The sequence below is a fragment of the Terrisporobacter othiniensis genome (genome assembly GCF_000808015.1).
In the GTDB taxonomy this organism is placed as follows: Bacteria; Bacillota; Clostridia; order Peptostreptococcales; family Peptostreptococcaceae; genus Terrisporobacter; species Terrisporobacter muris.
Genome location: NZ_JWHR01000018.1, coordinates 25,351 through 51,667 on the forward strand (window position 1 = coordinate 25,351; position 26,317 = coordinate 51,667).

Below are 26,317 nucleotides of genomic sequence, written 5' to 3' on the forward strand. Positions count from 1 at the left end.
GGAGGGAAATAGTATGATATTAGTTTGTGGTGGAGCAGGATATATAGGAAGTCATGCCGTAAGACAACTTATAGATAAAGGTGAGGAAGTAATAATAGTAGATAATTTAGAAACAGGACATGAAGATGCAATTCATCCAAAAGCTAAATTTTATAATGTGGATATAAGAAATGAAGAAGAATTAGATAAAGTATTTGAAGAAAATAAAATTGATGAAGTAATACATTTTGCAGCTAACTCATTAGTTGGAGAGAGTATGACTAATCCATTAAAATACTACAATAACAACGTTCACGGGACAGAAATACTTTTAAAAGTTATGATAAAACATGATGTTAAGAAAATCGTATTCTCTTCAACAGCAGCAACTTATGGTGAGCCAAAGAGTATACCAATATTAGAAACAGATCCAACTTGTCCAACTAATGCTTATGGAGAAACAAAACTTGCCATGGAAAAAATGATGAAATGGGCAGATGTGGCTCATGGAGTGAAATTCATATCACTTAGATACTTCAACGTGGCAGGAGCTCATGCAAGTGGAGAAATAGGTGAAGACCATAACCCAGAAACTCACTTAATACCATTAATATTACAAGTGCCACTTGGAAAAAGAGAATTTATATCAATCTTTGGAGATGACTACGATACTCATGATGGAACTTGTATAAGAGACTATATACACGTAATAGACTTAGCTGATGCACATATATTAGCAGTGGAAAAATTAAGAGCAGGTTCAAGTAGTAACATATACAACCTGGGAAGTGGAAATGGATTTACAGTAAAAGAAATGATAGAAGCAGCTAGAAAAGTTACAGGACATGCAATACCTGCAAAAGTTTGTGAAAGAAGAGCAGGAGATCCAGCTAAACTAGTGGCAGCTTCAGCAAAAGCTAGAAAAGAATTAGGGTGGGAGCCTCAGTTTGAAAATGTTGAAGCTATGATATCTTCAGCATGGAAATGGCACCAAGAACATCCTATGGGGTTTGAAAAATAGTGGGAGATGATAAAATGAGCATATATACAGAGTTTGAAAGATTGATTAATTACGGATTAAAGAAAAAATTATTTGAAGCAGAAGATATAACTTATGTGAGAAACTCTCTTATAGAGCTATTCAAACTAGATGAATATATAATAGAGAAAGTTGAAGATGAAAATTTAGAAAATCCAACATCTATACTGGATAATTTACTAAATTACGCCTTTGAAATGGGAATACTTGAATCTAACACATCTGTTTATAGAGATTTATTAGATACTAAAATAATGAACTTACTTATGCCTAGACCGTCTGAAGTTATAAGAGAATTTAATAAAAGATATAAAGCAGATAAAATAAGTGCTACAGATTATTTATATGATTTAAGTAAATCATGTGATTATGTTAGGACTTCAAGAATTGCTCAAAACATCACTTGGAAGGCTGACACGGACTATGGTGAAATAGATATAACTATAAACTTATCAAAGCCAGAAAAAGATCCAAAAGCAATCGCTGCTGCAAGAAATATGAAATCAGCATCTTACCCAAAATGTTTACTTTGTAAAGAAAACGTGGGATATGCAGGAAGATTAAATCATCCAGCTAGACAAAATTTAAGAATAATACCATTTGAACTTAATAAAGAAGAGTGGAACCTACAATACTCTCCATATTCTTATTACAATGAACACTGCATAATATTTGCAAGTAATCATGTGCCTATGGTAATAAACAAAAATACTTTTGATAGAAATCTAGAGTTTGTAGAAAGATTCCCTCACTATTTTGTAGGTTCAAATGCAGACTTACCAATAGTTGGAGGTTCTATCCTTACTCATGATCACTACCAAGGAGGTAGATATGAGTTTGCCATGGAGCGAGCAGAAGATGTTTATACTTTTGAAATTGCAGGATATGAAGATATAAAAATATCAATAGTCAAATGGCCACTATCAGTTATTAGACTAAATGGAGATAACAGAGTTAAGATAAGTGAACTTGGAGAAAAAATATTAAATCATTGGAGAAGCTACTCTGATGAAAATGTGGGAGTACATGCCTTTACACATGAAACTCCTCACAATACAATAACTCCTATAGCTAGAAGAAGAGGACAAAATTACGAGCTAGATTTAGTCCTAAGAAACAACAGAACAAGTGATGAACATCCAGATGGAATATTCCATCCTCACAAAGAACTTCATCACATTAAAAAAGAAAATATAGGATTAATAGAAGTTTTGGGTCTGGCAGTTTTACCAGCTAGATTAAAAGAAGAATTAACTCAAATAAAAGAATGTTTATTAGATGAAAATAAATCTAATTTAATAAAAGAAGATGAAAACTTAAGAATTCATTTAGAATGGTTTAATAAATTAAAAGAAACATACACTGATTTAAATGAAGAAAACGTGGATGAAATACTAGAAAAAGAAGTTGGAAATATATTTACTAAAGTATTAGAACATTGTGGTGTTTTCAAGTGGGACGAAGATGGAAAAATAGCAATGAAAAGATATATGGAAGATGTTAAAAGCAATATAGAAAATCTATAAGATTTGATAAAATATAATTCCCGCTGCTCTTTGTGAGTTGGCGGGAAAATTTACATAGGAGCTAATTTACTCTTAAAAAAATTTAGACACTAAGAAAGAGGATTGTTATGAAATATACTAAAAGAATAGTAGGCAGTTTAAATGGAGAAGTTATAGTGGCTCATAATATTAAAGCAACAAATGGGTTTGAAGTTGAAATACTAAATTTAGGTGGAATAATAACAAAAATAATAACACCAGATAAAGATAATAATTTGGAAAATATAGTAACAGCATATAAAAACATAGAAAGCTATTATACTAATCCTTCTTATTTTGGGGCCATAGTGGGAAGAACTTCAGGAAGAATTTGTGAAGGAAAGGTAGTTATAGAAGGAAAAGAATATAATCTAAATAAAAATTACGGACTTCACCAAGGTCATGGTGGAAACAGTGGACTAAGTAGTAAAGTATGGCAAGTAGATATTGAAGAAGGTAGAGATTATATTAAATTAAATCTATCAATAAAATCTTACCATAATGAAGAAAACTATCCAGGTAATTTACATATAGTAGTTTCATTTAAAGTTTATGAAAACTATATAATAGAAGAAACATACAGTGCAATAACAGATAAAACTACATTGATAAATATGACTAATCATACTTATTTTAATTTAAGTGGAAATCTAAAAAGACCTGTAACGGATCAATATATGAAGTTGGATAGCAATAAATTAGTAGAAATAGATGACACATGTGTACCTACAGGTAAGCTTTTAGATGTGACAGACACGCCTTTTGACTTTAGAAATATAAAGTGCATAGGTGAACATATAGATGACTCTCATGAGCAGATAAAAATAGGATGTGGATATGATCATCCATTTTTACTAGAGAAAAAGAAAAATATATATATGGAAGATAAAATATCAAAGCGAAATATGAATATAACTACAAATCAAAAAAGTGTGGTAGTATATACTATGAATTTTACAGATGACCAAACTTTATATAATAATAAAAAAGACCAAAGACGTTATGGAATATGCTTTGAAACACAAGCCCCACCAATAGGTAGAAATATGTGTTTTATAGAAGACTCTTTAATAAATAAAGATGAAGAGTATTCACAAAAGACTATATATAAGTTTGGTATAAGTAAATAAAGTATAAATAAAAGGGATTGAATAGTTCTATCAAGCATAGGAAATGATAACCTATACTTATTTGCACACTCTATGGGAGGAGCTATAGGTGGATTATTTTTAGAAAAGTACAATGATTATTTTCACGCAGCCATATTAAACATGAATATCTTCAAACATCAGGAGCTTCATTTAGATGGTTAAAAGAAAGCTTTAAACATACTAAAAACATTGTGAAAAAAGTATATGTAGATGAAGTGATTAATTAATCGAAACAAACAGTTTTAAAATATGTAACAAACGTATTGAGTATAGTAATTAATATCGAAAATTGATTTCCTAAGGATTGTTATAATTTATCTTATTGTAAAGAATATGAATATTAAGTATAATAACTTATGCATTACATTTTTACAAACAGGAGCATAAATTCAATATGAAAAAAATAAATAGATTGTTAATAATATCGCTATTAATATTGATAAGTTCTATATCCCGTATATATGCGGATACAAAAGATAGTAAAGACATGTATAATATTCTTTTGATAAATTCATATGATATAGATAACAAATGGGAAAATCGTGTAAAAGATGGTTTGAAAGAAGTAACAAAAGATAATCCTAATATAAACATAAAAACTGAATATCTAGATATTAGAAATAACAACAATGAGTATTATATAAGAGATTTTGAAACATTATTAAATACAAAATACAAAGATAATGCTTTTGATATGATAATAACAGTAGATGATGAAGCATTTAACTTAGTTAGAAAGGGATTATTTGACAAGAATAATATATTTTATAAAAAAATAATTGTTTTTACTGGAGTAAATGAGAGAATAAACCTTACATCTCAGGAAAAAAAATATATAACTGGTTTTATGGATTCTAGATCTAAAATAGAGATAATAAAGTTAATAAGCAAACTTCATCCAAATGCTATAAATATAAATGTGTTATTGGATAACACTAATTATAGCAAAGATATAAAAGAAAAATTATTGGAAAATGCATATTTATTAGATAATAATATAAACTTAAATTTTATCCAAGGTAGATATGAAAATGAAATACTAGAAGAACTTAAAAAAATAGATGAAAGTAACCAAGCTGTATTAGTATGTGGTGTATATAAAGATAAGAATAGCAATAATTATATAAAGCCTGAGGAACTAATTACTAAAATAAAGGATATAAAGGACCAGCCAATTTATACAAGTATAGCAGATTATATAGGCAAAGGCACAGTAGGCGGATACGTGGATATTGGAGTGGAATATGGAAATGCCCTTGGGAAAATGGTTTTGAAAATATATGAAGACAAAAGTATATCACAAGTACCATTAATTAATAAGTTAGGTGGTAATTATGTAGTTGATTATCAGCAAATATATAATTACAATATAAATCCAGTAAATCTTCCAAAAGAAACTATAATAATAAATAAAAAACCTTATCAATTGCTTTTACCAATAAATCAAATAATACAAGCAGTGATACTTATAATAGCTTCATTTTTTATAATATTATATATAATTATGATGATGTTAAAACATAGAAAAAATAATATTAAAAATAGAAAGTTATACAAAATTGCAAAAGAGAGGGAGCAATTAAAGACTGATTTTATAGTAAATATGAGTCATGAGCTGAGAACACCATTAAACATAATAAGAAGTGCATCAACTCTATTGGAATTAAAGGCTAATAAAAATGAACAAGTAGAAAAAGAATATATATTAGATAAAGTAGAGCGAATTAATCAAAATTCGGATAGATTAATTAGACTTATAAATAATTTAATAGATATTACAAAGTTCGATTCTGGTTTTTATGAATGTAAATGTAAAAATGAAAATATAGTTTATGTTGTGGAAGATATAGTATTTGCAACTGTTGACTATGCTAATGAGAAAAATATAGAATTAATATTTGATACGGACTCAGAGGAAATAATAACTTTCATAGATAAAGAAAAAATAGAAAGAGTTATTTTAAATTTACTTTCTAATGCCATAAAATTCACCAATGAAAATGGTAAAATAGAAGTTCATATAAAACATGATGATAAATTTGTTTATATCAGCATCAAAGATAATGGAATAGGAATACCAAAGGAAAAAGTAAATCAGATATTCCACAGGTTCTATCAAGTAGATTCAATTTTATCTAGAAAAAATGAAGGAAGTGGAATAGGCCTTTGTATAGTAGATGAGATAATAAAAATGCATGGTGGCAAGGTAAATATTGATAGCGAAGAAAACAAAGGAACTACCTTTGAAATAATTCTAAACCTTGAACGAGATAATTCTATGGATGATGATCACATGGAAGATAAAACTGATAGAAATATTAAAGACGTGGTAAAAGTGGAAATGGCAAATATATAATAATAAAGCTACTAAATTTGTATGAAGATACTTATTTAGTAGCTTATTTTAATGCTTAAATCAGGAATTTTTTATCAAGTGAGAAAGGGATATATATTTAGTATTTTTTATATGATTTGAATAGAAAAATATGAGCAAAATGAGATTAATTTGTTATAAATTATAAAAATATGTAAGAATATTGTTGAAAAAATTTCATATTGATATACTATGTAAATTAGGGGTAATCATAATTGATATCCCTAATTTATGTTTTGACCTCAAGTTAAGATAAGGTAATATTTTGGGTGATAGTAAAAATAAGACCTATGAATCCATTGAAATAGAGAGGTTAATGAAGATGATTGATCCTTTATATAACATATAAGGGGAAATGGGGGAAGCAAAATTATGGATAAAAGAATGGATAAACGCTTATTGATAGTTTTATCAGGGATTTTAATGAGTAGAGCTTTAGCAACAAGTGTACCTTCTTATGCTGAAAACAATGAGGAAATAGAACCTGAGTTATCAATGCATAATCTAAATGAAAGAAATACTATAAAGACAGGAAAAGTTACAACAAGTTCATTAAATGTAAGAGCAAATGCTTCTACTAAATTGGTTCATTTAAAAAAGGAGCAATTGTTGAGATAGAAAATATATCATCTAATGGATGGTACAAAATTAAATATAAAAAGGTTATGGATACATAAGTGGATCATACGTAGTAGATGCAAGTTCTGATGGTGAATCAGATAGAGTTTATAAAAATCCACCAGGATATATTCAATTAAAAGATAAAATAAGTGTAAGTGGAGCAGGAAAAAACCTAGTTAGAGGAACAATGGGCCTTAGAGTTGCGAAGGTTCAAAGAAAACTAGGCATGGGACATGTATGGGAAATCGTAGGACCAACTACAATATCAAAGGTCATGGCTTTCCAAAAGACAAAGGGTCTAAAGGTAACAGGTGTAGTTGACCTTACTACGTGGAAAAAAATGGGCTTTAGTGAGTCTTCTTGGTATACATTGGATTCATATGTAACGCCAGTTAAGACAAACTCAAAGTCAACAAGATCAGATCTCGTTGAACAAATGATAAGGACTGCAGAAAGTTATTTAGGTACAGAATACGTAGTTGGTGCTGCTGGTGTTCCAGGAAGTGGAATTGATTGTAGTGGTTTAGTTATGCAAGCCATGTATTCCATAGGAATTGACCCAGCTCCAGTAAGTGTAACTCGTCACACTCAACCAGGATATGAGTATGAGTCTAGAAACCTTTGGAATCTTCCAACATTAAAAACAGTTCAAAAGCCACAAAGAGGAGATTTAGTATTTTATAAAAATAGTGCAGGAACGGTAATTCATGTGGCTATATATTTAGGCAATAATAGGGTAATAGAGGCTTGGCCAGAAAAAGTTGTAAATTGGCCGTTAATACATCCAGAAAGACCGTTAATAAAGGGTTATAAAAGAGTTCTAGGTTAATAAGTTAATAAATAGTTAGTTTAATATAAAATGGATATACTCCTTTCATGGCATATGGTTTTAATAATAAAACTGTTGTTATGAAAGGAGTATTTTTTTAGAAATACAAGTGATGTATGAAAAATGAATATACTCTATTAAAAATACACGGTACAAACAAGATTATATTCTATGTTATAATATTTTTTAGAAGGTTAAAAATGACAAAAATGTGAGGGGAAAATTATGGATATATTTCAAATATTAAATATAGACAAAACAAAAGACAAAGATATTATAAAAAGAGCTTATTTAACCAAGCTTCAAAATACCAATCCAGAGGACAAACCAGAAGAGTTTATGCAACTAAGACTTGCTTATGAGAAAGCTTTAGAATACGCAAATTCACAAGATGAAATCATTAATGAAAAAGATAATTTAAATAGCAAGAAAAGTGAAATAGATATATGGATGGAAAAAGTAGAAGAAGTATATAAAAATTTCAAATCAAGAAATGACCTAGATAAATGGGAAGAACTTTTAGAAGATGATATATGCCAAAATTTAGATTCCAAAATAGAAGTCAGAGACTCTCTTTTAGAGTTTCTTATGGAAAATTACTTTATACCATCCACACTAGTAAGATTTTTAAATAAAGAATTTGATTTTATGGACAATTTAGATGATTTATATGAGAAATTCCCAAAAGCATTTATAGATAATGTAATTATATACAAAATGAGTAATGATGAATTTCCACTATATTCACTATTTGATTTAAAAGATAATCTAGATTATGATGAATTTTTGATAAAGTTTTATGAACTTAGAGATTTATATAGCGAAAGAGAATATACTTCAGCTTTAAAGCTTTATGATGAAATAAAATCTCTAAATATTTATCATCCAGAATTACAGAAAAAACTAGCGCAAATTTATTACTCAATTGATGAGTATGATAAATGTTTAGAAGTAATAGATAAAATGAATATAAAATATGTAGAAATGCTAGAAATAAATTTACTTAAAGCCATGGCACTTGCGGGTAAAGGAAATCATAAAGAGGCTAAAGAGTATTATTATGAAATTTTGCAAAAAAATCCAGTAAATTCTAGAGCAATAGAAGGACTTACATATATTTATCAAGAAGAAGGCAGATTTTTAGAAGCTAAAGCATTAATATATGGTCTATATTTCAATGGGATTTAGATTATAAAAATATGATATTTTTGATAATATAAATAAAAAAATCATAGAGAAATATGAAGAAAATGAAGATGAAAATTACAATAAAAATGAATTAATCGAAATTGCATGGGCTTATAATGATGATAATAATTTTGAAAAAGCCCTTCAAATATTAAACTCCATAGAAATAGATGAATCAATTGAAGATATGTATTATGCATTAATGACTAGAATTTACTCAAATTTAGATAAATACAATGAAGCTTTTGATTACATAGAAAGATGGAAAAAATCAATTGAAAATGTAAAAGAAAATGAAATTACAGATTTTAATAGAAAATATAAATGTTTAAGCCAAGTTTATAAATCAAAATCATGTTGTTATTATAATTTAAAGAAAAAAGAATTAGCTCTTGAAAATATAAATAAATCCTTGGAAATTCTGCCTACAGATATTAATGCTTTAATGCCAAAAATATATATACTTTATAGTCAAAGAAAGTTCCAAGAAGTAATTGACTTATGTGATGAAGTTCTAAAGTTATCACCTGAAAATTTAGCCGTATATAGATCAAAAGCAAATGCCCTATACGATATGAATTATTACTCTGATGCATTTGATATATGTGATGAAATGTTGGAAATAGATAGATATCAAATATTCCCACATATTTGCAAAGCAAGAATTTTAATAGAAGTTGAAGAAATAGATGATGCAAAGGAAATTATAGATTTTCTTCAAGAAGAAGAGGTTGAATCTGAATCAATAAACTTACTAAAAGGACTTATATCTTATTATGAAGATGATGCAGAAACTGCAAAAGATATACTTGAGAAAGTAATAGAAAAAATGGAAGAAAATGAAGATACATATGTGGAATTTGATGAAGATGCTTATTTATATTATATAAAATCTACTTATAAAGATAAAACGCCACAGGAAATAATAGAACTTGCTAATAAAGGATTAGAATATGACAGCAAAAACACAGAGCTTATGTATTATAAAGCTTGGTATTTAGCTGAAGATGATAAATTAGACGAAGCTCAAAGTATTTACGAAGAACTAAATATTATAGATGAAGGTAACTCATATGCAAACACTCAACTAGGTCATATTCATAGAGAAAAGAAAGAGTATGACAAGGCATTGGAATATTATACTAAACAAATAGAACTAGAAGATGACGACGAAGACTATTTTCCTAGAATAGCTTTGAATATGAAGTTATATAATTTAGACAGTGTATATGAAGACTTAAAATATTTAGAAAGTGTCATGCCACAAAGTGTAAGGGTTTATGATAATCTTGGAATATACTACAGTATCCTTGATAAAAATGAAGAAGCATTAAAATATTATTTGAAAGCTAAAACAATTGAAGATAGTAATGAAGAAAATGAAGTTGTATATTTAAATTATAGATTAGCAACTGTATATAGAAAGCTTGGAATGTATGAAGAAGCTATCAAATGTTATGAAGAAGATTATGCGGATGATGAGGATGAAGATACTTTATTTGAAATTTACAATGTATATATGGATATGGGGGATTTCAAAAGAGGTGAAGAACAGTTAAAGAAATATTTAAAAGCAATAAATAAATCAAAATTCAGTGTGGAATATAGATATAGGATGGCAATGATGCTTTGGCAATCTGGAAGATTATCTGAAGCAAAAAAATATTTCTCACTAATAATTAACTGTGATGATAGTCAAATAAATAGAGACAAAGGTAGACTTTATTATTATATGAATAACTTAAATAGAGCTATACTTTCCATAGAAAAAGGACTTGGCATAAATGAAGTGGAAGTTGAAGTAGATGAAGAAGAGCCAGATATAAATGCTTATATGCATGCAGCTAGAATATATAATGAGTTAGATTGTAAAGAAGAAGCCATTGAATATGCTAATACAGTATTAAATTTAATACCGAAAGATTTAGATTATAAAAAAGATGAACTTCCTATGAATTATAAATATGCAGGTGATGCTTATGCAATTTTAGGAGATTTAGATAAAGCTGAAGAATATCTAAAAAAAGCTTTGAACTCACCTACATGTATGTATTGTAACAAGAGAAAATGTACAGATGCTATCGCAGGGTTAATTTATTTAGAAATTTTAAAAGAAAATATAGATAAAGCCAAAGAGTACTTAGAAGAAGGAAAAAAAATAGATCCTTCAGATGAAGACATAATTGGTTTTGGAGAAATACTTGGTTGTTAAGAGGAGAAAAAATGATAATTGGAATAGATTTGGGAACAACAAATAGTTTAGTAAGCTATTTTCATGAAGGAGAAACAAAAATAATACCAAATAGGCTGGGAGATAATCTTACTCCTTCCGTTGTTAGTATAGATGAAAATAATAATATATATGTGGGGAAAATAGCAAAAGAAAGAAAAATATTATATCCTCATATGACGGTAGATGTATTTAAAAGAAGTATGGGTACAAATAAAGAATTTGTACTTAATGATAAAAAATTCAAAGCAGAAGAACTATCTTCTTTTGTATTAAAGTATCTAAAAGAAGATGCACAGTTTCATTTAGGACAAAAAGTAGAAGAAGCCATTATAAGTGTGCCAGCATATTTTAATGATGACCAAAGAAAAGCAACAAAAAAAGCAGGAGAACTGGCAGGTCTAAAGGTAAATAGAATTATTAGTGAACCTACAGCAGCAGCCATTGCTTATGGTATAGATAAAAGAGATGATAATACTAGATTTTTAGTATTTGATTTAGGTGGAGGGACTTTTGATATATCCATACTAGAGATGTATGGTAGCATAATGGAAGTTAGAGCAGTAGCCGGAGATAACTACATAGGTGGAGAAGATTTCACAGAAATACTTTATAAAATGTTTTTAGAACAAGTAAATTTGAAAGAAGAAGACTTAAGTACAAAGAATTTATCTCATATAAAAAAGCAATGTGAAATAGCTAAGATGGAATTTAGTTCAAAGAAAGTTGTACAAATAAAATGCAAGGTGGAAGATAAAATTTACGAAACAAGCATAAACATGGATGACTATGAAAAATCTTGTGAACTTATTTTATCAAAACTTAAGAAGCCTATAGAAAAAAGTTTGAAAGATGCAAAAATTAAATTAAATCAAATAGATGAAATAATATTAATAGGAGGAGCAACAAAACTTCCTATTATAAGAAAGTTTGTAGGTAAAATATTTGGTAGGCTACCAAACACAAGCATAAATCCAGATGAAGCTGTTGCCATGGGAGCAGCTATTCAAGGAGCCATGAAAGAAAGAAATAAATCAATAAAAGAAGTAATACTTACAGATGTGTGCCCTTTTTCACTGGGAACAGAAGTAGTGATGAATTCATCAAATAATAGATACAACGAGACTTATTTCTGTCCTATAATAGAAAGGAACACAACAATACCAGTAAGTAGAACTGAGACATTTTATACAGCTTACGATAATCAAAGCAAGTTAATAGTTGAGATACTTCAAGGAGAGAGTAGATTTGTAAAAAACAACTTAAAATTAGGACAACTAACTGTAAGTGTGCCTAGAGGAAAAGCCGGTGATCAGTCCATAGATGTAACTTATACATACGATATAAACTCTTTATTAGAAGTAATAGTGAAAGTAAACTCAACTGGAGAGAAGAAAAGAGTTATAATTCAAAAACAAGAAAACAAAATAAGTGAAGAAGAAGCTAATGCTAGATTTGAAGAGCTAAGTTATTTAAAAATTCACCCTAGAGAAGATGAAAAAAATAAAGAAGTACTTTTTAGGGGCGAGAGAATGTATGAAGAAAGTATGGGAGAAGATAGACAGGTAATTAACTCAGCATTGATAGAGTTTGAAAATATCCTTAATAAACAGGATAAGATTGAAATTGAAAATGCAAGAGAGAAGTTAAATAATTTATTAAATGATATAGAGTTTGATCAGCTATATTAATTGTATATAAGAAAAATATAATTTGAATTTTAAAGGGTGTATCAAAAAATGATACACCCTTTGTACATATACTTACTCATATTTTCCTTAAAATTTAATTATTAACAAGAAACTTTTCAATTTGATAAAAACTAGTATATAATTAATATGTAGGGGTGTTAAAGTATGAGCTTATTTAACTACAGAGGGGAGAATACTATGAGGCAGATTAAAATTATAAAAAAAGACAAGCTTTCAAGTAGCAAGTGGTCAGGTGGAACAACTACTCAGCTTTATATTTATCCAGAAAATGAACTTTATGAAAATAGAAATTTTACATTTAGAATTAGCTCAGCAAAAGTTGATTTGGAAGAATCTACTTTTACAAAATTACCAAATATAAAAAGAAGAATAATGATACTTGATGGAAAACTTAAATTAATCCATGAAAACTACCATAGTGTAACTCTTGAAAAGTTCCAACAAGATACTTTTTATGGAGACTGGAATACTAAGAGCTATGGAAAAGTAACTGATTTTAACTTAATGTTAAATGATAATGCAGATGGATTTATAGAATATATTAATCTAAAAAATGAAAAAATTATTAATCCTTATAAAAATGATAAGTACAATAATACAACAGAAGTTTTTTATTGTGTAAGAGGAAAATTAAATATAAGCATAAAATAAATTCAGATATTATAAAACCAAAAGTAAACTATTAAACTTTTATTGAAAAGTTAAAATTAAAATAATATATTATGAAAAATAAAAATATAAAAAATAATTAAACAAAATATAATTTGGGTATATATGTAATAAGTGATAAATTAAAACAGGGGGAACATATTATGGATTATAAAAATCTTATATTAAACAGAAAATCAGTAAGAGAATTTAAAGATACAAGTATAGATTCTAAATACTTTTGTGAAATAGAAAAGTACATCAACAATTCTAAAAAATTATTACCGGAAATAGAAGTTGAAATGAGAATGTATGACTTTAAAGATTGCTATGAAAAGATAAATGAATTAGCAGGATATAATGGATTTTTAATTCAAGCACCAAACTATATTATCTTACTTTCAGATGTGAAAAATGGTTATATAGAAAATAGTGGATATATTGGTGAAAGATTAATATTAAAAGCTAGAGATCTAGGAATTGATTCTTGTTGGATAACATTTAAAGATAGCAAAGATATAAAAGAAAAGTTGAACATTTCTAGTGATAAAGAAGTTACAGCAATAATTGCTTTAGGTTATGAAGATGATATAAACTCTAAAAATAAAAGTATATCAGAGAGATTAAGTGTGGAAGAAATTGTATTCATGGATGAATGGGGAAATAATGCAAGTGTAACTGAGCTGGAAGAAAGATATCTTCTTGATGCATTCTCTTATGCAAGAATGGCTCCATCTAGTCTTAATAGACAACCATGGAGATTTATAATTGATGGTGGTAAGGTTATACTAGCAGTTAAAAGTGATGACTTTAGTAGTGATTATGAAGGAAGTATAGACACAGGAATAGCAATGCTTTATTTCAGTCTAATAATAGATACAACAATGTTTGATTTAACATGGCATGTGGGAAGTTTAGATAAAGATTATAAAATACCTAGTGATTATAAAATAGTAGGGTACTGTAATATATAAGTAGGGGAAATGGCATATCAAAGAGATATGCCATTTTTTTTGTGAAAAAATAAAAAAATTAAATAAAAAAGTTTAAACTAATATAAAAATGCGTATATACTACATATAGTGTTTTAAAATATAATAACAACTATATGTAGTATTGATTGCTAAAGTACATATAAAAATATATTAAATATTAATGAGCAAAATAAAACAAAGTAAATAAACGTAGTAAATATAAAAGGATGGTAAACATGAACTGGATAGAACTTAACAATCAAGTCATAATAAAAGATGAAGATGGAAAATATCAATTAGGAAAAGATAAAGAAGCTTTAAAAAGCTATATTGAGGAATATGTAAATCCAAATATAAAAAAATTCAATAATATAGAAGAAAGAATAAAGTACTTAATAGAAAATAATTATTACGATGAAGAAGTAATAAACAAATACAGCATGGAGTTTATAAAGAAAGTTTATAACCATGTAAGTAATTGTGAGTTCAAATTCCAATCATATATGAGTGCGAATAAATTTTATCAAAATTATGCTTTAAAAAGTGATGATGGAAAAACAATACTTGAGACTTATAATGACAAGGTGTTAATAGTAGCTTTAGCTCTTGCAAATGGAGATGAAAGTCTAGCTATAAATTTAGCAGATAAACTAATAAAGCAAGAGTTTCAACCAGCAACACCAACATTTTTAAATGCAGGAAGAGCAAGAGCGGGAGAGATGGTTTCTTGTTTCTTACTTTCAGTGGAAGATAGTACAGATGGTATATCTTATGCTATATCTTCAGCAAACCATTTATCAAAAATAGGTGGAGGAGTAGCTCTAAATTTAACTAGACTAAGAGCCGCAGGAGATCCTATAAAAGGAATAGAAGGGGCAGCAGGAGGCCCTGTTGGTGTGGCAAAAATGTTGGAACAATCTTTTAGTTATTTTAACCAAATGGGTGCTAGACAAGGAGCAGGTGCAGTATATATAAGTGTATTCCATCCTGATTTTGAATTATTGATGGATACTAAAAAAATTAATGCAGATGAAAAAGTAAGATTAGCATCACTTTCTTTAGGTGCTATAATTCACGACAAATTTATGGAATTAGCAGAGAAAAATGAAAAAGCATATGCATTTTATCCTTACAGTGTATACAAAAAATACAATATTCACTTAGATGAAATAAAAATGGATGAATGGTATGACAAATTAGTTGCTGATGATGATATTAGAAAAAAAGAAATTAATCCGAGACAAATGTTAACGAAAATAGCTGGCATGCAACAAGAAAGTGGATATCCTTATGTAATCTTTATAGACACTGCTAACAAAGAGCACACTTTAAAAGATTTAGGAATTATAAAAATGTCAAACTTATGTTGTGAAATATTCCAATATCAAAAACCATCAGAGATAAAAGGTTACTCTGGTGATAACAATTGGGGACAAGATATCAGTTGTAATTTAGGATCACTAAATATAGCTAATGTTATGGACAATAAAGACGTTGAAAAAATAGTAGAAACAGCCATAAGAGCTTTAACTTATGTATCTGATAAAACAAGTATTTCTCAAGTCCCAACAGTGAAAAATGGTAACGACAAATCTCATTCTATAGGACTTGGAGCCATGAACTTACATGGATATTTAGTAAGAGAAAATGTGCTTTATACTTCTGATGAAGCAATAGACTTTTGTAATGTATTTTTCGCAATGATTAGATTCTATGCCATAAAATCATCTATGAAAATAGCTATGGAAAGAAATAAAACTTTTGAAGGATTTGAAAAATCTGAATATGCAAAAGGAAAAAATAGCTTAGTTTTAAGAAAATACTATGAAAATTCATACTTACCAAAGACTGAAAAAATAAAAGAATTATTTAAAGAAATATATGTCCCAACAAAAGAAGACTGGTCAAAATTATTAGATGAAGTTAAAGAAAATGGAATATACAATGCATACTTAACAGCTATAGCACCAACACAAAGTATAAGTTATGTGCAAAATGCCACATCTAGTATAATGCCAATAACAGAACCAGTAGAAGTAAGAACTTATGGTGATTCTACAACAATTTATCCTATGCCATTTTTAACTAATGAAAATATGCTTTATTATCAATCAGGTTATAGAATGGATATGAGAAAAGTAATAGACATAGTTGCTACTGCGCAGCAGCATGTGGATCAAGGTATATCAACAACATTATTTGTAACAGATGATAAAACAACTAGGGATATAGCAAGATATTATATTTATGCTTATAAAAAAGGATTAAAAAGTTTATATTACACAAGAACAAAGATGACAAGAGATGATAATGAGTGTCTTATGTGTTCAGTATAGGGAGAGAAAGTTATGACATTTAGTTTAAATAAAATACACAAAGCAGTAAACTGGAATAAAGAAGATGATAATTTTACACAAGCATTTTGGGATCAAAACGTAAAACAGTTTTGGCTTCCAGAAGAAATTTCAGTATCAAAGGATTTAAAAGTTTGGAATGAACTTAAAGAAAATGAAAAAATCTTATATAAAAAAGTTTTAGCAGGATTAACATTACTAGATACAAAACAAGGGAATAATGGTATACCTTCAATGATGAGCTTAACTGATAATCTTCAAAGAAAGGCTGTACTTTCATTTATGGGAACTATGGAAGAAATTCATGCTAAAAGTTATTCATCCATATTTACAACACTACTTTCAAATAGAGAGATAGATGAACTATTTGATTGGATAGAAAGTGAAGAAACTCTTCAAAGAAAAGCTGATTTAATACTTCAGCAATATGAAAATACAACTGACGAAAAAAGTTTATATTTATCTATGGTAACAAGCGTATTTTTAGAAAGTTTTTTATTTTACTCAGGATTCTTTTATCCGCTATTCCTTGCAGGACAAGGTAAAATGGTGGCAAGTGGTGAGATAATTTCTCTTATTTTAAGGGATGAATCACTTCATGGAAAGTATATAGGGCTTTTAGCACAAGAGAAGTTTGAAAAATTCAATGAAGAAGAAAGAAAAGAATTAAAAAATAAAATGTATGAAATATTCAATAATCTTATGGAAAATGAGATAAAATACACGAAGCTAATTTACAATGAAAGTGGACTTGAGGAAGAGGTAATTAACTTCTTGCAATACAATGCTAATAGAGCTTTAGAAAACTTAGGATTTGAAGATTACTATGAAGTTAAAGATATTAATCCAATAGTACTAAATGGATTAAGCACAGAAACAAAAACTCATGATTTCTTCTCTACAAAAGGAAACGGATATCAAAAGGGTATCTATGAAGAGTTAGAAGACGAAGATTTTATAATATAAATAAGATATAGAAAAATAAAGGCAATTACCTTAGATATTAATTTCTAAAGTAGTTGCTTTTTTAATATAAAAATAAATTATCACATATTACCATTGTAAAATTCATAAAAAATGCCTATAATTAAATCAAAGAACATATGTTCTTAATTATGGAAATATTTATTATAAAGACTAAATACTTAATATATCTTATTAAAATTAAAGTAAAAGATTACATAGGAGGTGAAGTTTTGGATTTACAAAGAAAACTGGAAATATTATCATCAGCAGCAAAATACGATGTATCATGTTCATCAAGTGGTAGCAATAGAAAAAATAAAAAAGGTGGTATAGGAAATGCATCTATTGGAGGTATTTGTCATTCGTTTACGCCAGATGGAAGATGTGTATCACTACTTAAAATTCTTATGAGTAATGTGTGCATCTATGATTGTAGTTACTGTGTAAGCAGAACTTCCAACGATTTTCCAAGAGCCACTTTCACGCCTGATGAAATATGTGATATAACCATAAATTTTTATAAAAGAAACTATATTGAAGGTTTGTTTTTAAGTTCAGCCATAGTGAAAAATGCAAACTTCACCATGGAGAAACTATATCAAACTGTTTATAAACTTAGGAATGAACATAATTTCAATGGATATATACATTTAAAAGCGATACCAGGTGCAGACCAAGATTTAATAAATAAAACAGGACTTCTTGTAGACAGAATGAGTGTAAATATAGAACTTCCATCTCAAGAAAGTCTAAAGATTTTAGCACCAGACAAAGATAGAAATAAAATACTTTTGCCTATGAAACATATTAGTAATGGTATTATACAAAATAAAAATGAAAGAAAATCTTTTAAAACTGCTCCAAGTTTTGTACCAGGAGGGCAAAGCACTCAACTAATTGTTGGTGCATCACCAGAAAGCGACCTGAAAATACTAACCTTAAGTGAAAGTTTATATAAGAAAATGAATTTAAAAAGAGTGTACTACTCAGCTTTTGTACCTGTAACAAATGACAAAAGACTACCAGAAATCAAAAATCCACCTACACTTAGGGAGCATAGATTATACCAAGCAGATTGGTTACTTAGATTTTATGGATTTAATGCAAAGGAATTATTAAGTGAGAATAACCCAAACTTTGATATAAATTTTGATCCAAAAACAAACTGGGCTTTGCAAAATATGCATATATTCCCACTGGAAATAAATAAAGCACCGCGTGAGATGTTGCTTAGAATTCCCGGTATAGGTGGAAAATCAGTGCAAAGGATAATGGCAGTTCGCAGAGTTTCAAATATTACTTTTGAGGATTTGCGAAAAATAGGGGTTGTGCTAAAAAGAGCCCAGTATTTTATAACTTGTAATGGAAAATATTACGGAGATGTGTCCTTCGATGAATCACTTATAAGAAATAGATTGACTCCTAAGGAAGATTTAAATATATTAGAAAGTCAAGGAGAGCAACTTAATTTTTTTGATTTGCCTGTACTTTCCACTTCTCCAGCACTAACAAAGGTGGACGATATATTTACTTCCATAACAGGACAATTGTAGGAGGTATATATGAAAGTATTTTTACACGAACCAACTTTTGAAGGATTACTATCAGCTATTTATGAAGCTTATTACTCTAGTGTTAAGCCAGATAAAATATATAGTAAAATAGTATATGAGCAAAATTTAATTGATGAAGTTATTATAATAAAAAGTGATAGTATTAAATTTGAAAAAGTTTATAATGCTATAAAAAATAAAATTTCAAAAGAATCATTAAATAAAATATATTACGTCTTTTTATCAGAACTTAAAGAAAGTTCTAATATGATTTATTTATATGTACGAATGGGATTCAAACTAGGTAAAAATATTGATTTACATAAAAATAATGACATAGTTTTAGATATGGATAAAATAAGTAAAAAGGTATACTATGAAGAACATAGATTTACAGGATTTGTTAGATTTAAAGAAATAAATAATATTTTATATGCTGCAATAAATCCGGATTTTAATATTTTACCAATATTGGCAGGTCATTTTAAAAATAGACTAAGTAATGAATATTTTATAATTCATGATATAAAAAGAGATATTGCAATTGTTTATGATAAAAAAGATTACTATTTAAGTAGTTTATCAAATGAACAAAAAAATATTCTAATGAATACTGATGATAAGGGTGAATACGAAAACTTATGGAAACAATATTTCCAATCAGTAAATATAGAAGAGAGAAAAAATCCTAGACTTCAAAAGAGAATGATGCCTAGCAGATATTGGGAGAACATGGTTGAAGTAAATAATAAATAATTTATAAATTTTATAACAAGTATATTAACTTAAAAATAGAGCAAAAATAAATGTGTATGATTAAAATTAACATACTTTATAAATTATTTATACAGCTGGGAGTGAATCAAAGTGACAAAATTATCTCTACAAGATATTCAAAAAGCTCAAGAAACCATAAAGGACATAGTAAAAAAGACGGATATATTGGAAAGTGCTAAATTGAGTTCAATGACAGGAGCAAATATTTATTATAAATGTGAAAATTTGCAAAAAACTGGTTCATTTAAAGTTAGAGGAGCTTGTAACAAAATAGCAAATCTTACAGAAAAGGAAAAAGCCAGTGGTGTTATAGCATCAAGTGCAGGTAACCATGCTCAAGGTGTGGCACTTGGTGCAAAGATGAACAACATAGAAGCAACTATAGTAATGCCTGCAACTGCACCTCTTGCAAAAGTTACAGCTACAAAATCTTATGGTGCCAATGTGGTACTAGAAGGTTTAGTTTACGATGATGCTTATGCAAAGGCTGTGGAGCTTCAAAAAGAAACAGGAGCAACATTCCTTCATCCATTTAATGATGAGTATGTCATAGCAGGACAAGGAACTATAGGTTTAGAAATTTTTGAACAAATGAACAACAAAGTAGATACTATACTTTGTCCAATAGGTGGAGGCGGAATAATTGCTGGGGTTGCTGTGGCTGCAAAAGCACTTAATCCTAATGTAAAGATAATAGGAGTGCAAACAGCAAATATTCCATCTATGCATGAATCAATGAAAGCAGGAAAGGTAACAACAGCCTTTAAATCTACTTCTGTGGCTGATGGTATTTCTGTCAAAACTGTTGGAGAGTTAACATTTAGCATAGTAAAAGATTTAGTAGATGAAGTTGTTCTTGTGGAAGAAGATGAAATAGCAGAGGGACTGCTTTTCCTAATGGAAAACCAAAAAGTTGTGGCAGAAGGTTCTGGTGCTGTAACCACTGCAGCACTTCTAAGTGGAAAGTATAAACCAAAAGCTGGTGAAAATGTTGTTTGTATAATTTCAGGTGGTAATATAGATGTTAACACATTAAACAAAATAATAGTTATAGCATTAATTAAAAGTGGTAGACGTTTTACTTTCAAAACAGAAATACAAGACAAACCAGGTGGACTTGCTGAACTTACAAGAGTCCTAAGTGGATTAGATGCTAATATAATTACAGCAAATCTATCTGCAACAAATGCTATTGGTAAATTAAATGCTCATATGACTTTGGAAACTATTGATCATGATCATATAGAAAGAATTAGAAAAGCCATAATTGATGCTGGCTTCGAAATAGAATAATATAAAAAAGGGATAATGCTTATAAACATTATCCTTTTTTATTATTAATTTATAAATTTAAGTTTATAATCAGTTTTTAAAAATCCATTTAAGTTAACTAATAATTTTTTATTATTATAAAAATTATTCTTATTAAATCTTAATAAAATAACCCCAGATGATTGAAGTCCTGATTCTATATCTATAGAATTCTTGCTTTCATCTAAAACTTTATATTTGATTTTAGCAAAACTAGTTTCTATACCATTATTTCTATTTACACTTTTTACGTTTAAACTAGTACCTTTAAACATATTCCAATTAGTACTTATTTTAATAAAAACATCTACATATTCGTCGTTAGCAATGATTTTATCAATTAGTATTTGGCTATCTTTATATTTGTATATGTTTTCTTCTTTTTCATATTCATAATCTTTCTTAGTATATTCCTGGGGAACTATTTCAAAAGATATATTTTCTTTTAAAAAACTCTGTTCTATATTATAAAATCTTCCATAGAGTATTTTATTTTCTGTAGTGTGAATTGATATTATTATAATAATAGCAAGACATAATAGTATAAAACATATACTTTTTTTCAAATTATCACATCCTTAATATATTTACTAATTTTAATAGTATCATAGTTAATAGAATAAAATTAAATTTATTTATAAAAATCTATCTGTTAATCAAAGGGGTACAAAATCAATTATTTTTATGGTATATTATATCTTATTGTTTAAAATAATGAAGACATTTAAGACAGTTAGGAAAGGAAATACCACATGGAAATACTAAGATTTAAAGATGAAGAATTTAATTTAGAAAGTTTTATACATTACTACAATGATAATATAGAAGAACTACTTTCAGAGTATCCTCACTATATATCAAGAGTTTGTTTAGTAGATAGAGACTATATGGATGTAATTGTGTTTGATGAGGATTATGAAAATTTAAGTGATGCGAAAGATTATGCAGATTTGTTAAAAGAAGGAGAGTATGCACTTCATTTTGTTATAGGGAAAACTTATGAAGGAGCAGAGAAGATAGAACTTCTTCATGGTCAGACATACGGACTGAATCACTATATGGAAGATATATATGAAGATGAAAATACAATAAGAGATATAGGTGATTTAAGCTTAAACGTGGATAATCTTATAGGATTATTATTCGATTTAGAAGATGATGAAATAGTAGTTCACCCAGTAGATTTTGAACATGGTGGAGAAATATCACAACCAAGAATAAGAAAAGTAGACTACTGCGGAGATATGGAAGAAATTTTAATAAATATTTTAGATGAGTTTTTAATAAAATAAATTCTTGGAGAACAGTTTTATTATTAAACAGAATATATTTAAAGATGAGCTATATCACGATAATTTTTAATTATCTGTGAATAGCTCATTATAGTATTTAAAATAAATTATGCATTTTCCACTTTCCACCAATTAAAGACATGGCATAAGCAAAAGGTTTGATATTTACTTCATTATCCGTACAGGATTTTACTTGTTTCATTTCACACTCTCCTTTTAGATATCATCTTACAAAAAAGTGCATACTATCATTATTTTTCATTTGTTATATAATTAAATATATAAATAGCACAAGGAAATATTTTCTTTAGTGGCCCATTGATAAGGTTACTAAATTATATTAATGAATTAAAAAGGGGGATATTATGAAGAAAGAAATAGAAGTATTTGATTATGCAAGTGAAATTATAAAAGCCGTTAATGAAGGTGTTTTACTAACAACAAAAGCAGATGATAAAGTTAACTCTATGACAATTTCATGGGGAACATTAGGAATTGAATGGGGAAAATTAATATTTACAGTTTTCGTAAGAGAAAATCGCTTCACTAAACAACAACTTGAAAAAAATCCCGAGTTTACTATAAACATACCAATAGGTGAGTTTAATAAAAAGATATTAGGTGTATGTGGTACAAAATCAGGTCATGCAACTGATAAAATTAAAGAACTTGATTTATCACTAGAATCACCAAATGTTATTTCAGTTCCAGGAATAAAAGAACTTCCTCTAACTCTTGAATGTAGGGTTATATATAAACAAAAACAAGATGAAAAAGAGGTTACAGAAGAAAATAAAAATAAATTCTATCCACAAGATGTAGAGAGTTCATTCCATGGATCAAATAGAGACTATCACACAGCTTACTATGGAGAAATTGTAAGTGCATATATCATAGAGTAATATGTTTTAAAGTTAATGCTACAACAGAAGAATACAATAAATTTTACAAAGATTATGCTAGTAATCTTAAGAATGTGATTTATGATTTTATACAAAAAAGGGCTTAACACTATTTTTGGTGAAAAAGCCCTTTTACTTATTTTATTCCCAAAACAAAATTAAAAATCTTAATTTTATTTAATACTTCATAAACTAAAAATGTTAAAACGGTAGAAATAATAATTATTAATGCAATAGATAAAGTAGTTGATTTAACTGTAGGTATAATTAAACATGCAAGTATCAATAAAATTGGTTGATGTATAATGTAAATTGGAAATGCACATTTATTTAAATATTTTAAAACTTTATTGCTTTTATTTAAATAAATACTACTAAAGCCAATTACTGTACAAATTGCACATATTAAAACTCCATTTTTTAAAAAGCTATCAATAATCCATAAAGTAGCATTAATTTCTTCTGGTCTAAATTTTAATGTATAAACAACTCCACAAATTGCAAAAGAAATAAGTGTAATTAAATACTTATAACGATTTCCTATTAATCTTTCCAAAAGCATATTATCTTCATAAACAATATAACCTAGTAAGAAAATCAATAAACATGCCAATATACTTTTTCCCATTATACTTGGGAATAAATCGCTACATACTCCAAGAGCTAATAAAAGTGGAAAACTAAATTTGCTATGCAAAGATTTTCTTAGAGAATAAATAATACTTATACCTTTTTCCTTTTTGAATACTATAAATAAGATAATTCCTCCTAAAATAGAAACAACAAATAAATAAAGTATAAACCATAAATGTGCAGGAGTAAAAGCACCATCAAATCCTGTAAAGTCTGTTACATTTGAAAAAAAGAAATCTAAATGACTAAAATAATTTAAATTTCCCTCGCCTCGCCAAACCCTTGCCAGATAAGTTTGTGGTGGAACTAAAAATATAATACCAAATAAAAGTGGTATAAGAAGCTTTTTAATTCTTTCTATTATATATTCCTTCATATTTCTACGCTCAAAAGAAAAATATGTGGAAGCTCCCGCAAGGAAAAATAACATGGGCATATACCAAGTAAATAATAATAAAATAATTAAATCAGCAAAAAAATTTTTTTCTTGTGAAATAATATAAAAGTCACCAAATTGGCAGAAAATAGCACAAGTATGATAAACAAAGAGCATTAATATACTTATGTTTCTAATCCAGTCTATTTCGTATCTTCTCATTTTACCCTCCGATTTCATACTAAGATTCTAATATAATTATATTAGCTATTTAACTTTATCATAAATTAAGTAATAAGTATGTAAAATAAATTAAAAAAATCATAAGTAATGGTGATAAAATTTAATATTATTAAATTTTTTTTGATATATTGTATACAATATATTGACATAACTGTAAAATATTACTACAATTATTACAATAATCAGAATTTTCAAAGGAGGAAATTGAAATGAACAAAAAAAGCAAAGATATAGCCGTAGTTGGATTCGCACTATTTTCCATGTTCTTTGGAGCAGGAAATTTACTGTTTCCTCCATACTTAGGACTTATATCTGGAGGGCATTGGTTAACGTCTCTAGCAGGATTTGTTTTAGCCGATGTAGGTTTAGCATTACTTGTAATAACAGCAGCAGCAAAATGTGGGGGAGAGTTAGATACAGTTTTATCTAGAGCCGGAAATAATATGGCCAAGTTTGTAGGTATAGCATCTGTACTATGTATAGGTCCACTTTTAGCAATACCAAGAACTGCTGCAACAACGTTTGAAATGGGAATATCACCTATAATTGGTGAAACAGGAAGTATTATTCCTATTATAGTTTCTGTAGTATTTTTCTTACTTACATTAATTTTAACTATTAAACCATCAAAGGTGGTTGATATAATAGGAAAAGTTTTAACACCAGCACTTTTAATAGCATTAGGAATACTTATAGTTATAGGAATTATATCTCCAATAGGAGTAATTAGTGAAAATGCACTTATAGATAAAAGTTTATTTTCAGAGGGTGTTTCTCAAGGATATTTAACAATGGATGCTCTAGGAGCTGCTGCACTAGCCACAGTAATCATAGCATCTATAGGAGAAAGAGGATATAACAACCCTAAAGATAAGGTGAAAATAACTGTTCAATCAGGGTTAGTAGCAGGACTTGCTTTAACTTTAGTTTATGGAGGTTTGACTTTCTTAGGATCAATGTTATCTTCTACTTATGGAATAGATACTCCTCAAGCATCATTAATGGTTGTTATAACAAACTCATTACTTGGATATCCAGGAAAAATTGTTTTAGGTGTAATAGTAACACTTGCATGCTTAACAACTTCTATAGGACTTACTTCAGCAGCTGCTAAGTATTTTTCAAGTATAAGTAATAATAAAATAAAATACGAAACAATAGTAATAGCAATATGTATATTTAGTGCTGTAGTATCAAACTTTGGAGTAAGTACAATAATTAAGTTTTCAGCTCCAGTTTTAGAAATAGTTTATCCAGTACTTATAGCTTTAGTTGTTATGACTTTACTTGGAGATCACATTAGAAATGATAATGCATTTAAAGGAGCAGCATATGTTACTTTAGTTATAAGTCTTTTAAGTGTTGGAAGTAATTTACTTTCATTAAAACAAATATCAGATCTATTAAGTTTATTACCTTTTGCATCAATAGGATTTAACTGGATAGTACCTGCAATAATAGGAGCAGTTGTAGGCGGGTTAATTAAGGGTAAAAATAACAATAAAGCTAGCATATCTAAAGGAGCATAAAAGCAATTAGAAAATAAGTTAATCTTTTGTTATATAGCAGAAGCTGGAAGATAATTCTTCCAGCTTTTTTATATACAAATTTTATTCTAGAT

22 protein-coding genes are annotated in these 26,317 nt (G+C 28.0%); 20 read left to right on the forward strand and 2 right to left on the reverse strand.

Translation table 11 applies throughout. The features are described 5' to 3' along the window. Nucleotides 1-13 precede the first annotated feature (13 nt). The 17 genes from galE (at nucleotide 14) to ilvA (ending at nucleotide 21,232) form a co-directional block, all read left to right on the forward strand. Complete coding sequence (galE, locus tag QX51_RS01500) at nucleotides 14-1,000, forward strand: UDP-glucose 4-epimerase GalE (RefSeq protein WP_039678139.1); 987 nt, start codon at nucleotides 14-16, stop codon at nucleotides 998-1,000. Between the two features lie 14 nt (nucleotides 1,001-1,014). Then, complete coding sequence (galT, locus tag QX51_RS01505) at nucleotides 1,015-2,544, forward strand: UDP-glucose--hexose-1-phosphate uridylyltransferase (protein WP_039678140.1); 1,530 nt, start codon at nucleotides 1,015-1,017, stop codon at nucleotides 2,542-2,544. Between the two features lie 107 nt (nucleotides 2,545-2,651). Next, nucleotides 2,652-3,692, forward strand: coding sequence for an aldose epimerase family protein (locus QX51_RS01510; RefSeq protein ID WP_039678141.1), 1,041 nt, complete (start codon nucleotides 2,652-2,654; stop codon nucleotides 3,690-3,692). Nucleotides 3,693-3,728: 36 nt separating this feature from the next. Then, nucleotides 3,729-3,875: a hypothetical protein gene (locus QX51_RS20260; protein ID WP_330376022.1), complete on the forward strand. Its 147-nt coding sequence runs from the start codon at nucleotides 3,729-3,731 to the stop codon at nucleotides 3,873-3,875. A gap of 232 nt (nucleotides 3,876-4,107) precedes the next feature. Next, nucleotides 4,108-6,069: a sensor histidine kinase gene (locus QX51_RS19255; RefSeq protein WP_052232811.1), complete on the forward strand. Its 1,962-nt coding sequence runs from the start codon at nucleotides 4,108-4,110 to the stop codon at nucleotides 6,067-6,069. Nucleotides 6,070-6,459: 390 nt separating this feature from the next. Further along, nucleotides 6,460-6,705 carry a hypothetical protein gene (locus tag QX51_RS01520; protein WP_039678142.1) on the forward strand — a complete coding sequence of 82 codons (246 nt, stop codon included), beginning with the start codon at nucleotides 6,460-6,462 and terminating at the stop codon, nucleotides 6,703-6,705. A gap of 190 nt (nucleotides 6,706-6,895) precedes the next feature. Beyond that, the gene (locus tag QX51_RS01525; RefSeq protein ID WP_052232812.1) at nucleotides 6,896-7,537 is read left to right on the forward strand and encodes a C40 family peptidase; all 642 of its coding nucleotides are present in this window, start codon (nucleotides 6,896-6,898) and stop codon (nucleotides 7,535-7,537) included. A 225-nt stretch (nucleotides 7,538-7,762) separates the two neighbouring features. Then, the gene (locus tag QX51_RS01530; RefSeq protein WP_039678143.1) at nucleotides 7,763-8,725 is read left to right on the forward strand and encodes a tetratricopeptide repeat protein; all 963 of its coding nucleotides are present in this window, start codon (nucleotides 7,763-7,765) and stop codon (nucleotides 8,723-8,725) included. Between the two features lie 202 nt (nucleotides 8,726-8,927). Next, nucleotides 8,928-10,937 carry a tetratricopeptide repeat protein gene (locus QX51_RS01535; protein ID WP_161791883.1) on the forward strand — a complete coding sequence of 670 codons (2,010 nt, stop codon included), beginning with the start codon at nucleotides 8,928-8,930 and terminating at the stop codon, nucleotides 10,935-10,937. Nucleotides 10,938-10,948: 11 nt separating this feature from the next. Continuing rightward, nucleotides 10,949-12,646, forward strand: a complete 1,698-nt coding sequence (locus tag QX51_RS01540) for a molecular chaperone HscC (protein ID WP_039678163.1) — start codon at nucleotides 10,949-10,951, stop codon at nucleotides 12,644-12,646. A 198-nt stretch (nucleotides 12,647-12,844) separates the two neighbouring features. After that, a complete protein-coding gene (locus QX51_RS01545) occupies nucleotides 12,845-13,318 on the forward strand; it encodes a HutD family protein (protein ID WP_052232813.1) in 474 nt (157 codons plus the stop codon). Nucleotides 13,319-13,479: 161 nt separating this feature from the next. Next, on the forward strand, nucleotides 13,480-14,289 hold the full coding sequence (locus QX51_RS01550) for a nitroreductase family protein (RefSeq protein ID WP_039678146.1): 810 nt from the start codon (nucleotides 13,480-13,482) through the stop codon (nucleotides 14,287-14,289). 236 nt (nucleotides 14,290-14,525) lie between these two features. Continuing rightward, nucleotides 14,526-16,625: a class 1b ribonucleoside-diphosphate reductase subunit alpha gene (gene nrdE, locus QX51_RS01555; RefSeq protein ID WP_152607191.1), complete on the forward strand. Its 2,100-nt coding sequence runs from the start codon at nucleotides 14,526-14,528 to the stop codon at nucleotides 16,623-16,625. A 12-nt stretch (nucleotides 16,626-16,637) separates the two neighbouring features. Beyond that, complete coding sequence (gene nrdF / locus QX51_RS01560; RefSeq protein ID WP_039678148.1) at nucleotides 16,638-17,609, forward strand: class 1b ribonucleoside-diphosphate reductase subunit beta; 972 nt, start codon at nucleotides 16,638-16,640, stop codon at nucleotides 17,607-17,609. A 230-nt stretch (nucleotides 17,610-17,839) separates the two neighbouring features. Next, nucleotides 17,840-19,162: a putative DNA modification/repair radical SAM protein gene (locus tag QX51_RS01565; protein ID WP_039678149.1), complete on the forward strand. Its 1,323-nt coding sequence runs from the start codon at nucleotides 17,840-17,842 to the stop codon at nucleotides 19,160-19,162. A gap of 9 nt (nucleotides 19,163-19,171) precedes the next feature. Next, entirely contained in the window at nucleotides 19,172-19,918 is a 747-nt protein-coding gene (locus QX51_RS01570) for a TIGR03915 family putative DNA repair protein (protein WP_039678150.1), read from the forward strand. A 111-nt stretch (nucleotides 19,919-20,029) separates the two neighbouring features. Next, nucleotides 20,030-21,232, forward strand: a complete 1,203-nt coding sequence (ilvA, locus tag QX51_RS01575) for a threonine ammonia-lyase (RefSeq protein WP_039678151.1) — start codon at nucleotides 20,030-20,032, stop codon at nucleotides 21,230-21,232. Between the two features lie 44 nt (nucleotides 21,233-21,276). Here ilvA and QX51_RS01580 read toward each other — a convergent pair whose 3' ends face one another. Then, on the reverse strand, nucleotides 21,277-21,816 hold the full coding sequence (locus QX51_RS01580) for a hypothetical protein (protein ID WP_039678152.1): 540 nt from the start codon (nucleotides 21,814-21,816) through the stop codon (nucleotides 21,277-21,279). A 186-nt stretch (nucleotides 21,817-22,002) separates the two neighbouring features. Between QX51_RS01580 and QX51_RS01585 the strand changes: the two genes are divergently transcribed. Then, complete coding sequence (locus QX51_RS01585; protein WP_039678153.1) at nucleotides 22,003-22,542, forward strand: hypothetical protein; 540 nt, start codon at nucleotides 22,003-22,005, stop codon at nucleotides 22,540-22,542. A gap of 365 nt (nucleotides 22,543-22,907) precedes the next feature. Then, complete coding sequence (locus tag QX51_RS01590) at nucleotides 22,908-23,444, forward strand: flavin reductase family protein (protein ID WP_039678154.1); 537 nt, start codon at nucleotides 22,908-22,910, stop codon at nucleotides 23,442-23,444. Nucleotides 23,445-23,580: 136 nt separating this feature from the next. On the opposite strand, the gene QX51_RS01595 is transcribed toward QX51_RS01590, so the two are convergent. Next, entirely contained in the window at nucleotides 23,581-24,675 is a 1,095-nt protein-coding gene (locus QX51_RS01595) for an acyltransferase family protein (RefSeq protein ID WP_039678155.1), read from the reverse strand. Nucleotides 24,676-24,905: 230 nt separating this feature from the next. Between QX51_RS01595 and brnQ the strand changes: the two genes are divergently transcribed. Next, nucleotides 24,906-26,225: a branched-chain amino acid transport system II carrier protein gene (gene brnQ / locus QX51_RS01600; protein WP_039678156.1), complete on the forward strand. Its 1,320-nt coding sequence runs from the start codon at nucleotides 24,906-24,908 to the stop codon at nucleotides 26,223-26,225. The last annotated feature ends 92 nt before the right edge of the window (nucleotides 26,226-26,317 follow it).

Excerpts from the sequence above, each read along its gene's own strand:
- QX51_RS01530 (WP_039678143.1), top strand. The coding sequence starts at position 7,763 with ATGGATATATTTCAAATATTAAATATAGACAAAACAAAAGACAAAGAT.
- nrdF (WP_039678148.1), top strand. The coding sequence starts at position 16,638 with ATGACATTTAGTTTAAATAAAATACACAAAGCAGTAAACTGGAATAAA.
- QX51_RS01590 (WP_039678154.1), top strand. The coding sequence starts at position 22,908 with ATGAAGAAAGAAATAGAAGTATTTGATTATGCAAGTGAAATTATAAAA.
- galT (WP_039678140.1), top strand. The coding sequence starts at position 1,015 with ATGAGCATATATACAGAGTTTGAAAGATTGATTAATTACGGATTAAAG.
- galE (WP_039678139.1), top strand. The coding sequence starts at position 14 with ATGATATTAGTTTGTGGTGGAGCAGGATATATAGGAAGTCATGCCGTA.
- QX51_RS01510 (WP_039678141.1), top strand. The coding sequence starts at position 2,652 with ATGAAATATACTAAAAGAATAGTAGGCAGTTTAAATGGAGAAGTTATA.
- nrdE (WP_152607191.1), top strand. The coding sequence starts at position 14,526 with ATGAACTGGATAGAACTTAACAATCAAGTCATAATAAAAGATGAAGAT.
- QX51_RS01535 (WP_161791883.1), top strand. The coding sequence starts at position 8,928 with ATGACTAGAATTTACTCAAATTTAGATAAATACAATGAAGCTTTTGAT.
- QX51_RS01585 (WP_039678153.1), top strand. The coding sequence starts at position 22,003 with ATGGAAATACTAAGATTTAAAGATGAAGAATTTAATTTAGAAAGTTTT.
- QX51_RS01570 (WP_039678150.1), top strand. The coding sequence starts at position 19,172 with ATGAAAGTATTTTTACACGAACCAACTTTTGAAGGATTACTATCAGCT.
- QX51_RS01595 (WP_039678155.1), bottom strand. The coding sequence starts at position 24,675 with ATGAGAAGATACGAAATAGACTGGATTAGAAACATAAGTATATTAATG.
- QX51_RS01540 (WP_039678163.1), top strand. The coding sequence starts at position 10,949 with ATGATAATTGGAATAGATTTGGGAACAACAAATAGTTTAGTAAGCTAT.
- QX51_RS01525 (WP_052232812.1), top strand. The coding sequence starts at position 6,896 with ATGGGCCTTAGAGTTGCGAAGGTTCAAAGAAAACTAGGCATGGGACAT.
- QX51_RS01545 (WP_052232813.1), top strand. The coding sequence starts at position 12,845 with ATGAGGCAGATTAAAATTATAAAAAAAGACAAGCTTTCAAGTAGCAAG.
- QX51_RS01520 (WP_039678142.1), top strand. The coding sequence starts at position 6,460 with ATGGATAAAAGAATGGATAAACGCTTATTGATAGTTTTATCAGGGATT.
- QX51_RS19255 (WP_052232811.1), top strand. The coding sequence starts at position 4,108 with ATGAAAAAAATAAATAGATTGTTAATAATATCGCTATTAATATTGATA.
- QX51_RS01550 (WP_039678146.1), top strand. The coding sequence starts at position 13,480 with ATGGATTATAAAAATCTTATATTAAACAGAAAATCAGTAAGAGAATTT.
- brnQ (WP_039678156.1), top strand. The coding sequence starts at position 24,906 with ATGAACAAAAAAAGCAAAGATATAGCCGTAGTTGGATTCGCACTATTT.